At 19.6% G+C, this 14,314-nt stretch carries 11 protein-coding genes and 2 tRNA genes; 4 read left to right on the top strand and 9 right to left on the bottom strand.

Annotation, left to right across the window (positions count from 1 at the left end):
- Positions 1–59: 59 nt before the first annotated feature.
- From rpoD to rpsU, 3 genes are all read right to left on the bottom strand, one after another.
- The gene (rpoD, locus tag LDP12_RS00065) at positions 60–1,886 is read right to left on the bottom strand and encodes an RNA polymerase sigma factor RpoD (protein ID WP_265226268.1); all 1,827 of its coding nucleotides are present in this window, start codon (positions 1,884–1,886) and stop codon (positions 60–62) included.
- A gap of 71 nt (positions 1,887–1,957) precedes the next feature.
- A complete protein-coding gene (gene dnaG, locus LDP12_RS00060; RefSeq protein WP_265226266.1) occupies positions 1,958–3,730 on the bottom strand; it encodes a DNA primase in 1,773 nt (590 codons plus the stop codon).
- A gap of 91 nt (positions 3,731–3,821) precedes the next feature.
- The gene (gene rpsU / locus LDP12_RS00055) at positions 3,822–4,037 is read right to left on the bottom strand and encodes a 30S ribosomal protein S21 (protein ID WP_265226262.1); all 216 of its coding nucleotides are present in this window, start codon (positions 4,035–4,037) and stop codon (positions 3,822–3,824) included.
- Positions 4,038–4,148: 111 nt separating this feature from the next.
- On the opposite strand from rpsU, the gene tsaD reads away from it, so the two are divergent.
- Positions 4,149–5,153: a tRNA (adenosine(37)-N6)-threonylcarbamoyltransferase complex transferase subunit TsaD gene (gene tsaD, locus LDP12_RS00050; protein ID WP_265226259.1), complete on the top strand. Its 1,005-nt coding sequence runs from the start codon at positions 4,149–4,151 to the stop codon at positions 5,151–5,153.
- A gap of 3 nt (positions 5,154–5,156) precedes the next feature.
- Here tsaD and ribB read toward each other — a convergent pair whose 3' ends face one another.
- On the bottom strand, positions 5,157–5,798 hold the full coding sequence (ribB, locus tag LDP12_RS00045) for a 3,4-dihydroxy-2-butanone-4-phosphate synthase (protein ID WP_265226258.1): 642 nt from the start codon (positions 5,796–5,798) through the stop codon (positions 5,157–5,159).
- Between the two features lie 193 nt (positions 5,799–5,991).
- Here ribB and LDP12_RS00040 point away from each other — a divergent pair, with 193 nt between their 5' ends.
- Positions 5,992–7,227 carry a tRNA CCA-pyrophosphorylase gene (locus LDP12_RS00040; protein WP_265226257.1) on the top strand — a complete coding sequence of 412 codons (1,236 nt, stop codon included), beginning with the start codon at positions 5,992–5,994 and terminating at the stop codon, positions 7,225–7,227.
- A gap of 110 nt (positions 7,228–7,337) precedes the next feature.
- Here the strand turns inward: LDP12_RS00040 and crr are convergent, their stop codons facing one another.
- From crr to LDP12_RS00025, 3 genes are all read right to left on the bottom strand, one after another.
- A complete protein-coding gene (crr, locus tag LDP12_RS00035; RefSeq protein ID WP_265226253.1) occupies positions 7,338–7,844 on the bottom strand; it encodes a PTS glucose transporter subunit IIA in 507 nt (168 codons plus the stop codon).
- A 16-nt stretch (positions 7,845–7,860) separates the two neighbouring features.
- Positions 7,861–9,588 (bottom strand): phosphoenolpyruvate-protein phosphotransferase PtsI, encoded by a 1,728-nt coding sequence (gene ptsI, locus LDP12_RS00030; RefSeq protein WP_265226252.1) that lies wholly within the window; start codon positions 9,586–9,588, stop codon positions 7,861–7,863.
- A 110-nt stretch (positions 9,589–9,698) separates the two neighbouring features.
- Positions 9,699–9,956, bottom strand: a complete 258-nt coding sequence (locus LDP12_RS00025) for an HPr family phosphocarrier protein (protein WP_265226251.1) — start codon at positions 9,954–9,956, stop codon at positions 9,699–9,701.
- 341 nt (positions 9,957–10,297) lie between these two features.
- On the opposite strand from LDP12_RS00025, the gene ligA reads away from it, so the two are divergent.
- Positions 10,298–12,319: an NAD-dependent DNA ligase LigA gene (gene ligA / locus LDP12_RS00020; protein WP_265226250.1), complete on the top strand. Its 2,022-nt coding sequence runs from the start codon at positions 10,298–10,300 to the stop codon at positions 12,317–12,319.
- Between the two features lie 9 nt (positions 12,320–12,328).
- Here the strand turns inward: ligA and LDP12_RS00015 are convergent.
- Together LDP12_RS00015 and LDP12_RS00010 are read right to left on the bottom strand one after the other, a co-directional pair.
- Positions 12,329–12,401, bottom strand: a tRNA-Lys gene (locus LDP12_RS00015).
- 10 nt (positions 12,402–12,411) lie between these two features.
- Positions 12,412–12,484, bottom strand: a tRNA-Val gene (locus tag LDP12_RS00010).
- Positions 12,485–12,622: 138 nt separating this feature from the next.
- Between LDP12_RS00010 and gltX the strand changes: the two genes are divergently transcribed.
- Positions 12,623–14,035 (top strand): glutamate--tRNA ligase, encoded by a 1,413-nt coding sequence (gltX, locus tag LDP12_RS00005; RefSeq protein ID WP_265226249.1) that lies wholly within the window; start codon positions 12,623–12,625, stop codon positions 14,033–14,035.
- Positions 14,036–14,314: the final 279 nt, after the last annotated feature.

Here is a 14,314-nt window from a genome sequence, read left to right as displayed (position 1 = left end):
CACATTTAATTATTGTTAACGATATTTTTAGAATTTTTTTATAAAAATATTTTAATTTATTAATTATCTAAAAAGCTTTTTAATATTTCAGATCGACTTGGATGTCTTAATTTTCTTAATGCTTTTGCTTCAATTTGTCGAATTCTTTCTCTTGTAACATCAAATTGTTTACCTACTTCTTCTAATGTATGATCTGTATTCATATCAATTCCGAATCTCATACGTAATACTTTCGCTTCTCTAGGAGTTAAACTAGATAAAATATTATGAGTTGCATTTTTTAAACTTTTAGAGGTAGCAGATTCTAAAGGTAATTCTAATGTAGTATCTTCAATAAAATCTCCTAAATGAGAATCTTCGTCATCTCCTATTGGAGTTTCCATAGAAATGGGTTCTTTAGCAATTTTTAATACTTTTCTAATTTTATCTTCTGAAATTAACATTTTTTCAGATAATTCTTCTGGTGTTGGTTCGCGACCAATTTCTTGTAAAATTTGTCTAGAAATTCTATTAAGTTTGTTAATAGTTTCTATCATATGTACTGGTATTCTAATTGTTCTAGCTTGATCTGCTATTGATCTAGTTATTGCTTGTCTAATCCACCACGTTGCATAAGTAGAAAATTTATATCCTCTTCGGTATTCAAATTTATCTACTGCTTTCATTAAACCAATATTTCCTTCTTGTATTAAATCTAAAAATTGTAAACCTCTATTTGTATATTTTTTTGCAATAGAAATGACTAATCTTAAATTAGCTTCAACCATTTCTTTTTTTGCGTATTTAGCTTTTCTTTCTCCAAGAATAATTTTTTTATTAATTTTTTTAATTTGATGAATTTTTAATTGACATTTTTTTTCTATTTTAATTAATTTATTTATTCTATATTGAATATTTTTTTCTAATTTATGAATTTTTTTAGACCATATTAAATTCATTTTTTTAATTATAAGTAACCATTTTTGATTTGTTTCGTTTCCTAAAAATAATTTTATAAAAATTTTTTTTGGAACGTGACATTTATCTACACATAATTTCATAAGAATATTTTCATGTACACGAATTTTTTTAATGATATAACGCATACTTTTTTTTAAATAATTAAATTGTTTTGGAGCTAATTTAAATTGTTTAAAAATTTTAGATAATTTTTTTTTTTCTTGAATATAATCTTTATAATTTGTGTTTTTTTCTTTAATAATTTTTTTTGTTAAAATATATTGATTTTTCAATTCAGAAAATTTTTTTTTCATTAATTTTTTATCAATAAATTCTTCTTCTGCATTTTTTTTATTTTCTTTTTGAAAATTTTCATTTATGTCGTTTATCTCTAAATTAAAATTATTATTTTTAATATTAGTATATTTATATTCAATATTTTGATCTAAAAATCCTGTAATTACATCAGAAACTTTTATTTTTCCAGATTTTATTTGATTATATTTTTTTAAAAGATATTGTATAGATTTTGGATATTCTGATACTGAAGATTGAATTTGTTTAATACCTTCTTCTATTTTTTTTGCTATTTTTATTTCTCCTTCTCGTGTTAATAATTCTACTGTACCCATTTCTCTCATATACATACGTATTGGATCTGTTGTACGTACTAATTCTGTTTCAACATTAGATAATACTTGTGTAGCAGCTTCTACTACTTCTTCATCTGTATTATTAGAATGATTTAAAATTAAATCATCTGAATCAGGCATTTTTTCTACTACTTGAATTCCCATATCATTAATAATTTGAATGATATCTTCAATTTGTTCTGAATCAATCATATCTTCTGGTAAATGATCGTTAATCTCAGCAAAAGTTAAAAATCCTTGCTCTTTACCATAAGTAATAAGCGCTTTCAGCTTCGATTTTTGGTTTTTATCCATAAGATAATGTCCATTTTATAAATTTTAAATTGAGGAAGTTTTGATTGTATAAAATAAGTAATAATGATTAATTATAATAATAAAAAATTTTTAATAGAATTTTTGCTATATTTTTTAATTATTTTTTTATTAATTAACCAAAACTTATTTTTTTCTTTATAATTTAAACCTTGATTTTGTTCTTTTAATAATAATTTATTTAATTTATTTTTTAATGATTTTATATACAAAGAATTAATTAATTCTAAAAATGTTTTTTTTATTTTTTTTTTTGAAATCATATGATTCCATATAGATAAATATTTTAAAATTAAATATATTTTTTTTTCTCTATATTGTTCTAATAAAAATCCAGTATTAATTTGAGGATTTTTATAACATTTTTTAAGAATATTAGTAAAAATTTTTATTCCTTTATATTTTATTTTAGAAATTTTTTCTTTTTTAATTAATATATGTAATTTTGGATTTTGAATAATAAGACTAATAAGAATTTTCATTAAACTATATTTTTTTTTTTTTGAATAATTATTTTTATATTTTTTTTTTAAAAAAATATTAAAATAATTTTCATCTAATATTCCAACTTTTTTTCCTAACAATTTATATAAAAATAATTTGTAAGTATGGCTACGAATTTTTTTAATTAAAGATATAGCATTATAAATAAAATCTTTTTTACCTTCTATTGTATTCAGATTATATTTTTTTATAAGATATTGAAATAAATATTCTGACATATATATAGATTTTTTTATTTTTTTTTGAAACGCTTGAGTACCTTTTTTTTTTATAAAAGAATCTGGATCTTCATTTTTTGAAAGAAAAATAAATTTAATATTACGATCTTCATATAAATATGGTAAAGAATTTATTAAGGTATTCCAAGATGCTTTTTTTCCTGCAGTATCTCCATCATAACAAAATATAATTGTTTTAGTTATATTAAATAAAATTTTAAAATGTTCTTTGGTGCATGCTGTTCCTAAAATAGAAATAACATTTGTAATTTTAAATTGAGTAAGTAAAATAACATCAAAATATCCTTCTACAACAATTAAATATTCGATATTTTTTTTTATACTTTTAATTTCATATAAACCATAAATAATTTTTTTTTTATGAAAAATTTCTGTTTCTTGAGAATTTATATATTTAGGAAATTTATCTTTTTTTAAAGATCTTCCTCCAAAACCATGAATTCTTCCATATTTGTCGCGTATAGGTAATATTATTCTTTGATTAAATTTATCATATATTTGACCTAAATAATTTATATTAGCTATTCCAGTTTGAATTATATTTTCTTTAGTATAAATTTTTAATTGAGTATTAAGAATTTTATTAAGTGTATTTTTATTAGAATATCCTATTAGAAATAATTTTATAATTTTATTTTTTATTTTTCTAGATTTTATATATTTTAAAGCTTTTATTGAATTTTTATTGAAAATATTTTTGTGATATATGTAGGATATATTATTCATTAATTCATATAAATTTTTTCTATGATAATATATTTTTTCAATAGTAGAATTATTTTTTTTAAATGGAATATTAATATTGTTTAAAATTGATAGTTCTTCTATACATTCTATAAAATTTAAACCATCATAATTTATTAAAAAATCAATTGCATTTCCATGTACATGACACCCAAAACAATGATAAAATTGTTTTTCGTAGCTTACAACAAATGAAGGTGTTTTTTCTTCATGAAAAGGGCATTTTGTTTGGTAATTTTTACCTTTTTTTTGTAAATTAATTTTAGATTGTATTAAATCTACAATATTAGTTTTTAATAATAATTCATTAATAAATGATTTTGGAATTTTTCGAATCATATGCCTCATTAAAAGGAAATTTTTATGAAAAATTTGTTAACCGTTCGTATGTTAATATGAACGGTTAAAATAATATTTTATTAAAATTTATTTAATACATTTTTTTTCTTTTTAGATTTTCTCTAGATAATTTTTTTGTTAATCTTTTTATAGCAGAAGCTTTTGCACGTTTACGTCTTGTAGTAGGTTTTTCATAACATTCTCTTCTTCGAATTTCTGCTAAAATTCCTGCTTTTTCACAAGATCTTTTAAAACGTCTTAAAGCAACATCAAATGGTTCATTTTCACGAATTTTTATTATTGGCATATTTTGATTTTATTTTTAATATTTTTAGATATGTTTCGTATAGAATAGTTTATCAAATTTATAGTTTTAAATCAGTTATATTCAAAAAATATTATATTAGGATAATAAAAGATGAGAATTTTAGGAATTGAAACTTCTTGTGATGAAACAGGCATTGCTGTTTATGATGATTATTATGGATTAATGATTAATAAAGTATTTAGTCAAGTAGATATTCATAATAAATTTGGTGGAATTATTCCAGAAATAGCTTCTAGAGAACATTTATCAAATATTTTTTCTTTAGTTAAAAATATATTTAAAAAAAAAAATGATATAAAAAATATTAATGCAATAGCTTATACTGCTGGTCCAGGATTAGTAGGTTCTTTATTGGTAGGTGCAACTTTTAGTAGTTCTTTAGCATATTCTTTAAATATACCTACTATTATCATTAATCATATGGAAGCGCATTTATTATCTGTAATGATGGAAAACAGATGTCCTATTTTTCCTTTTTTAACTTTATTAGTTTCTGGTAAACATACAGAAATAATTTATGCTCATTCTTTTGGAAAATATAGTTTATTAGGTAAATCTATAGATGATGCAGCTGGTGAAGCTTTTGATAAAATATCAAAAAATTTAAATTTAAATTATCCAGGTGGTCCTGAAATTTCTAAAATATCTAAATTTGGGGTTTTAAATAAATATGTTTTTCCAAAACCTATGATACAACAAAAAAATTTAAATTTTAGTTTTTCAGGTTTAAAAACTTCTGTGATTAATTTTATAAATAAAAAAAAAAATTTAAATTTTCAATTTAAAGCAGATGTGGCAAAAGCATTTGAACAATCTATTACAGATGTTTTAGTAAGTAAATGTGAAACTGCTATTAAGATAAAAAATATTAATCGTTTAGTAGTTTCTGGAGGAGTAAGTGCTAATAAAGAATTAAGAAGAAAACTACAAAATATGATAAAAAAATATCAAGGAGAAGTGTTTTTTTCTAGACCAGAATTTTGTACTGATAATGGAGCTATGATAGCATATACTGGAATGTTAAAATTTAAATTAAATCAAATAGAAAATGATTATGATATCAAAGTTTTTCCAAAATGGAAAATTTATGAGTAATAATTAAATATTTTTTTTTAAAGATAAATATTTTATAATATCTTTAATAAAAACTATTTGTATATTATGTATTTTTGAAAATTTTAAACTGTCTTCAATACGAAACATTGAACCATTTTTTTTAGTTAATTCGCAGATAACACTATATTTTCTAAATCCAGCAAGTTTCATTATTTCTATAGATGATTCTGTATGTCCTGGTCTATATTTTATTCCTTTAACATGAGCCCTTAATGGAAATATATGTCCTGGTTTATTCAAATGATGAGGTTGAGCATTTGATGCAATTGCTGTTTTAATAGTTTTTAATCTATCTTGAGCAGATACACCAGTTGTAATATCTTTTGCAGATTCTATACTTATTGTAAATCCTGTTTTATAATTATTAGTATTATTTTTGACCATCATAGGTAGATCTAATTTTTTTCTTTTTTTATCTGTAATACATAAACATACTATTCCACTTCCATATCTAATCATAAAAGCCATTTGTTTTGTAGTCATAGTTTCAGCTGAAAATACTAAATCACTTTCATTTTCTCTGTTTTTATCGTCTATAATAATAATTCCTTTGTTGTTTTTTAAATCAGAAATTGCATTTTTAACTCGTTTTTTAAAATTACCGAATTTAGAGAATAAAGACATAATATACCTTATAAAAAAATTTAATTTATAAAATTATGTATAGTTTATTTTTTCAGACAAAAATTTTAGCATATTTTTTATTGTTACACTATGATATTTTTAAATTTATAATTTTATATTTTATTTTAAATTAATAAAATTTTTCATTATTATATAAAAATCATTTGTTTATATATAAAATATAGGATAATTAATGAAAATTTATTTAGTAGGAGGAGCTGTTCGAGATTATTTTTTAAAATTACCTATTAAAGATAGAGATTGGGTAGTAGTAGGATCTACTCCTAAAGAATTATTAAAAAAAAATTTTAAACAAGTAGGAAAAGATTTTCCTGTTTTTTTACATCCAGAAACTTTTGAAGAATATGCATTAGCTAGAACTGAAAAAAAGTATAATGTAGGTTATACTGGTTTTAAAACTAATTATTCAAAAACAGTTACTTTACATGAAGATTTATTGAGAAGAGATCTTACAATTAATGCTATAGCACAAGATAAGTATGGAAATTTTATTGATCCTACAAATGGAATCCAACATATTAAATTAAGATTATTAAAACATATTTCTGAATCTTTTCAAGAAGATCCTTTGAGAGTTTTAAGAGTAGCAAGATTTGCTGCTCAATTAGCGCATTTAGGATTTCAAATAGATAAAGACACTATGAGATTAATGAATATTATTGTAAAAAATGGAGAATTATCTTTTTTAACTTCTCATAGAGTTTGGAACGAAACAAAAAAAGCATTATTAACATATTCTCCTCATGTATATTTTTTAACTTTAAAAAAATGTCATGCACTATCTATTTTATTTCCAGAAATTAATAATTTATATAAAATTAAAAAAAATTACTATTTTTATAGTATTAAAAACTTAGGAGATCATTTTTTATTTTCGTTATCTAATTTTGCAAAAAAAAATAAATCTATTGATATGAGATTTGCTTTTTTTTGTCAGTTTTTTATTTATTATAAAAAATTTTATCAAAAAGATTTTTTAAATCAGGACAGCATTTATCAATCTGATTTAATAAAAAATATGTTTCTTAGATTAGATATTCCACTTTCAATTCGAAAATTATCATATATTGTTGCAAAAAATTATTTTTTTTTGCATAACATTTTTTTTATTACTTCTAAAGAAATAGTAAATTTATTTAATCGTATGGATATTTGGAGAGATCCATCTAAACTTCTTAAAATTTCTATTTTAAGTGAATATTGTATATTTTTTTCTAAATGTATACATATTTATAAAAAAAATTATATTAGTTGTTTTTTTAAAATTATTTTTTTAATTATTAATTCTATTCCTATAAAATTTATTATAAAAGAAGGATTTAAAGGATATTTAATTAAACAAGAATTAACACGGTTAAGAATATTTATTTTAGATATTTATAGATCAAAAGTATTTTTATTAAAGTGAAATATTTTTAAAATACATTATAATAACAAAATTTATAAACAAAATTTTTTTGAATTTATTAAATTTTTTTTTTAAAACGGCGTTTAAACGCCGTTTAAATGATTTTTTTTTTATTTTTTATGAACATACATAATTACACTTTTTCCAGCAATAATCATACCTTCTTTTTTTTCTATAATTTTTATTTTTTCTACATTAGATATAATTATAGGAGTAATTAAAGATTTTGCAGTTTTTTTTAGTAGTTTTAAATTCACTTTTAAAATTATATCTCCTTTTTTAACTATTTGTCCTTCTTTTGCATAAGCTTTAAAACCCTTACCTTTTAGTTTCACTGTATCAATTCCAAAATGTACAAAAATTTGCACCCCCTCTATAGATTCAATAGAAAACGCATGTAATGTTTTAAAAATTGTACCTAATTTTCCATCTATAGGAGAAACAATATATTTACTTGTAGGTTTAATTGCTACTCCATCTCCTACTACTTTTTGAGCGAAAACTATATCTGGTACTTTTTCAATAGGTATTATTTTTCCTGAAATAGGAGCAATAATTTTAATTTTTTTATTTAAATGAGAATCTTTTTTTTTAAAAAAATTTGAAATAAAGTTCATTAGATTCTCCTTTTTATCATAATAAATTTTCTTTTTTATTGAAATTTTTAATAAGATTTTGAATTTTTTCTATTTTATTTTCTTTTAACACTGATTTTGCTAATTTTTTTGCTTTTTTGAAATTTATTTTTCTGATAATGTTTTTTATTATTGGAATAGAAATTGAACTCATACTGAGTTCATCAATTCCCATACCTACTAATAATGCAGTAATTTCTATATTACTTGCTAATTCTCCACATATACCTGTCCATTTTTTAGCTTTATGTGATGCAGTAATAACTTTATTAATAAGGTATAATATAGAAGGACTTATAGGTTGATATAATTTTGAAATTGTTTCATTTCCACGATCTACGGCTAATGTATATTGTGTAAGATCATTTGTTCCAATACTAAAGAAATCTACTTTTTGAATTAAATGTTTTGAAATAATAGCGGATGCAGGAGTTTCTATCATAATACCTATTTTAATATTTTTATCAAAAATAATATTTTCTTTATTTAATTGATTTTTAATTTTTTGAACTTCTTTTTTTAAATAAGAAATTTCTTCCATTGAGATAATCATTGGAAACATTATTTTTAGTTTTCCAAAAGCTGAAGCTCTTAATATTGCTCGAATCTGATCATGTAAAATATTTATATTATCAATAGAAACTCTAATGGCTCTCCATCCTAGAAAAGGATTATCTTCTTTAGGAAATTTTATATAAGATAAGTTTTTATCTCCTCCTATATCCATTGTTCTAATAATAATACTTTTTCCATGCATTTTTTCAGCTATAGATTTATAAGCTTGAAATTGTTCTTCTTCTGAAGGTAAATTATTTCTTCCCATAAATAAAAATTCTGTACGATATAAACCAATGGATTCAGCACCATATTTTTTAGCATGAATAGAATCTTTATAATTTCCAATATTTGATCCAATTTCTATTTTTTTTCCATCTATTGTAATTGCAGGAAGATTTTTTAATAATTTTAATTTCTTTTGTATATTAAAATATTTTTTTTTTTCTATTTTAAAGTATTTTATTTGTGTTTCTGAAGGATTAATTATAATTTTATTGTGAACGCTATCTAAAATTAGAAAATCTCCGTTTTGAACTTTTTTTGTAATATTTTTAGTGCCAACAATTGCAGGTATTTCTAAAGATCTTGCCATAATTGAAGTATGTGAAGTAACTCCTCCTAAATCTGTAATGAATCCTATAATTTTTTTTAAATTCATTTGTGTGGTTTGAGATGGAGTTAAATCTTTAGTAATTAAAATAACTTTTTTTTTTATATTATTTAAATCAATTATTGGAATATGAAGAATATTTTTTAATAATCTATTACCTATATCTCTTATATCTATAGATCGATTTTTTAAATATTCATCTTTTAAATCTTCTAAAGTTTGAATTTGTTCTTGAATAATTTTTTCTATAGCAAAATCTGCTGTAATTTTTTTTTTTTTAATTAAAGAAATAATTTCTGTTTCTAATTCTTCATCTTCAAGTAATAATATATGACCTTTGAATATTGAAGATTTTTTTTTTCCGAATTTTTTTTTTGCTTGATTTTTTATTTCACAAAGTTGTTGAGATGATTTTTTTCTAGCTTGAAAGAATTTATTAATTTCTATTTGAATATTTTTATCAGATATTTTGTTTTTATTAATTTTAATTTTTTTTTCTTTAAATAGAAGTGCTGTTCCAAAAACAATGCCTGGTGATGCTGAAATTCCTGAAATCATGACATTACCATTGAATATAATAAATAATAAAAGTGATAAATAAAATTTTTTTGAATAAAATTTAATTTAGAATTATGAATTAAAATTTAGTTTATAGAAAAATTTTTATTTTATATAAGTGTTTTTATAAAATCAGATAATTTATTAATAGCTTCTTTTTCGTCTTTTCCTTCAGCAGACAAAATTATAGTGCTTCCTTTAGTAATTCCTAATGTTTGTAGTTTAAATAAACTTTTAGCGCTAGCTTTTTTTCCGTTTGAAATTATTGTAATGTTTGAAACATATTTTTTTGCTTTTTGTACTAGTTGTGCTGCAGGTCTTGTATGTAATCCATTAGGAGAATTAATATGTATTTTTTTTTGAAACATAATGAGCTTATCCTTAATTATAAAGTTTATATAATTTATATAATAAATTTTTTATTTAATTTTATAATATATTTGAATTTTTTTAAAAATTAAATCATCTATATTAACATTAATATTTAAATTCTGAAAAAAAAAATAAAGAATGTATTTTAAAAATTTTTTATTAATTTTTAAATTAAACGTTTTCAATATTGTTTAAAAAAAATATTTTCTAAATAAAATATTTTTTAAATAAAAGACTGATAATAAAAAAGATCAAAAAATAAGTTTAAATAATATTAAATTTTTTTATTAAAAATAATATATAATAAATATAACATTTAGTAATTTTTAAATTTTCTATGAATAAAATAATTAAAAAAATAAAAAATTTGCAAAATCAAATCACTTATCATAATTATTTATATTTTTGTTTAGATAAACCAATTATTTCTGATATAAAATATGATTATTTATTAAATAAATTAAAAAATCTTGAAAAAAAAATAAATTATAAAAAATTTATTAATTCCCCTACTTATTTAATTGGTTCATCTATTTTTAAAAAATCTAAATTTATAAATCATTTAACTCCAATGTTATCTTTAGAAAACATATTTAATAAAAAAAAATTTTTAAATTTTTATAAAAAAATGTTATCTTTTTCAAATAAAAAAAAAATACGTTTTTGTTGTGAATTTAAATTTGATGGTGTAGCAGTAAATTTGATTTATATAAATGGAGTATTAAAACAAGCTTCAACACGAGGAGATGGAAAAAAAGGAGAAGATGTAACAAAAAATGTATTTTTTATTAAATCGATTCCATTAGTTTTACATGGCAAAAATTTTCCTAAAATAATGGAAATTAGAGGTGAACTTTTTATTTTAAAAAAAGATTTTTTATCTTTAAATAAACAAAATAATATTATTAATCATAGTAAGTTTTCTAATGCACGTAATTTAGCATCTGGATTGTTACGTAGAAAAAATTTAGAATTTGAATTAAAAAAAAAATTATTATTTATTTGTCATGGATTTGAATTATTTAATTATTTTAAAAATATTGATAGTTATTATTTAAATTTATTAAAAATAAAAAATTGGGGTTTTAATATAAGTACTCAAATATTATTATGTTCTTCTAAAAATAAAATTCTTAATTTTTTTAAAAAAATTAAGAATTTAAGATCTACATTAAAATTTGAAATAGATGGTATTGTAATAAAAGTAGATTCATTAAAATTAAGAAAAAAAATTGGTTTAATTTCTCGTTCTCCACGTTGGGCGATTGCGTATAAATTTCCAAATGAAGTTCAAGAAACTAAACTTTTAAAAGTAAAATTTCAGGTTGGAAGAACTGGTGTTATTACACCTGTAGGGTATTTTAAATCAGTAAATATTTCTGGAATAAAAATAAAAAAAGCATCTATTTATAATAATAAAGAATTAAAAAAATTAGATTTATGTATTGGAGATAGAATTTTTATATGCAGAGCAGGAGATGTTATACCAAAAATTTTAAAAAAAAAAAAATATGATACTAATACAATTTTAAATAAAAAAGTTTTATTTCCAAAAAAATGTCCTTCTTGTTTATCTGTTTTAAAATCATGTTCAAAAGAAAATAATTTTTATTGTACTAATAGTTTTTTTTGTCTTCCACAAATACAAAAAAAAATAATTCATTTTTTTTCTAAAAATGCTTTTAAAATTAAAGGTTTAAGTCCTCATATAATTAATCAATTAATTAAAAAAAATAATTTTCGTAGTCCAATAGATTTTTTTAAATTAAATTTTACAACATTAAAATCTTTAAATAATGTTGGTCAAAAAACTGCAAATAATATTTTAAATTCTTTTAAAAAATTTAAATATATTACTTTAGAAAAATTTATTTTTTCTTTTGGAATTAAAGGAATTGGAAAAAGTGTTTCATATAATTTAGCTAGTTCTTATAGATCTTTAAAAAATTTATTAAAAATACAAAAAAAAAATATTTTAAATATTCCTGGGATTGGAGAATTAATATATCAAAATTTAATAAATTTTTTATCTAATTCTAATAATTTAAATATTATTGATCAATTAATTAATAATTTTAATATTAAAGTTGTATCTAAAAAAAATCAATCTTTAACAATTAAAAAATCTATTTTTTATCAAAAAAATATTTTAATTACAGGTCAATTAAAAAATTTTTCTAGAATAGAAATGAAAGAAAAATTAGAGAATTTAGGTGGAATAGTAAAAAATTATATTTCAAAAAATATTGATTTAGTTATCTTAGGTAAAAATCCTGGAAAAAAATTTATATATGCAATTAATTTTAAAAAAAAGATTCTTACTGAAGATAAAGTTTTAAAAATATTTTCTAAAATATAATTTTTAAATTGGGTCGTGCAGGATTTGAACCTGCGACCAATTGATTAAAAGTCAACTGCTCTACCAACTGAGCTAACGACCCATAAAAAATTTGGGTAATGACGGACTTGAACCGCCGACTTCCTCCGTGTAAGAGAGGCGCTCTACCAACTGAGCTAATCACCCTTGTTATAACTAGATTTTAATAACTTATATTAAGAAATTTGATATTATAATTATTTTTAAAATTTTAAAAATTTTTATTTTATTATATAATATTTTTATTAAAAAATACAATAATATTTATTTATAAGAAGAGATAATATGATTATAAAAACACGTTTTGCACCTAGTCCAACTGGGAATTTACATTTTGGAAATATTCGAACAGCTTTATATTCTTGGTTATATGCTAAAAAAAATAACGGAATTTTTGTTTTAAGAATAGAAGATACTGATAAAAAAAGATCTAAATCTATTTTTACTAAAAATATTTTTCATACATTAAAATGGTTAAAATTAAATTGGAATGAAGGTCCTTTTTTTCAAAGTAAAAAAATAAAATATTATCAAGAAATTATATTATATATGTTAAAAAAAGGATTTGCATATAAATGTTATTGTGATAATGATACATTACTTACTATGAAAAAAAAAAAAATTTTTGAGAAAGAAAAACCAAGGTACGATGGTAGATGTAGAAATTTAGGTAATAATTTTAATAGTTTAAATAAATATGTAATTAGATTTAAAAATCCTATTAATGGAACAGTATCTTTTAATGATATAATTCGAGGAAAAATTCAATTTAATAATTCTGAATTAGATGATTTAATTATTCAAAGAGAAAATGGAATTCCAACATATAATTTTTGTGTTGTAATTGATGATATTGATTCAAAAATTACTCATATTATTAGAGGTGAAGATCATATTAATAATACTCCACGTCAAATAAATATTTTAAAAGTTCTTCAAGCTAAAATACCTTCATATGCTCATTTATCTATGGTTATGAATAGTGATAAAAAAAATTTTTCAAAAAGAGATAATTCAACTAAAATTTTAACTTATAAAAAATTAGGATATTTACCAGAAGCTATTTTAAATTATATTTTAAGATTAGGTTGGTCTCATGGTAATAAAGAAATTTTTAGTATTCCAGAGATGATTCAATTATTTAATTTAAAATCAATTACAAAATCTTCTAGTATTTTTGATTTAAATAAATTACTTTGGATTAACAAATATTATATGAATCTTTCTCATAAAAAATATATTAAAAAAATGATTTTATATTATTTTAAAAAAAATAATTTAAATGATACTTTAGGACTAGATTTAGATAAATTGATAAAAAATTTTTTACCACATAGTTATACTATTCAAAATTTATTTGATTTAATTTCACATTTTTATATTAAAGATAATAAAATTATTTATCCTGATGATATTAATAATTATTTAAATTTTAATACATTAAATATTTTAGAAATAGTATATAATAAAATTTTAGTATTAAAAGATTGGAATTTAAATATAATTTTAAATATAATAAAAAATATATCTTTAAGTTTAAGTATTTCATTAAAGGATATTATAATTCCTATACGTTTAGCTTTGATTGGAAAAATTCATTCTATAGGAATTAATCAAATTATTTATTTTTTAGGTAAAGAAAAATCTTTATTTAGAATAAAAAATTTTATAAAATATATAAAAGTATCACTATCTTAATAAAGATATAATAATTTTATAAAAATATTTTTATATTATTTATTTTTGAAATTATGTATTATAAAGATATTAAGAATTTAAAATATAAATTTTTCTGTTTTTGTAATTATATTTTAATGTAAAATGGATTTATTAAAAATAATTTTTAAATAAATTATTTAATTTTATGAAATTTAAATAAATATTTTTTTAAAAATTAATGAATTAAGATTTATTATATATTTATATTTTTATAATAATTTTTATTTTATATAATAAAATATGTTTTTAAAAATTTTT

Source organism: Buchnera aphidicola (Chaitophorus viminalis) (assembly GCF_026122795.1).
GTDB classification, from domain to species: Bacteria; Pseudomonadota; Gammaproteobacteria; order Enterobacterales; family Enterobacteriaceae; genus Buchnera_J; species Buchnera_J aphidicola_BK.
The sequence above is the reverse complement of the archived record's forward strand: the minus strand, read 5'-3'. Positions and strand labels throughout refer to the sequence as shown.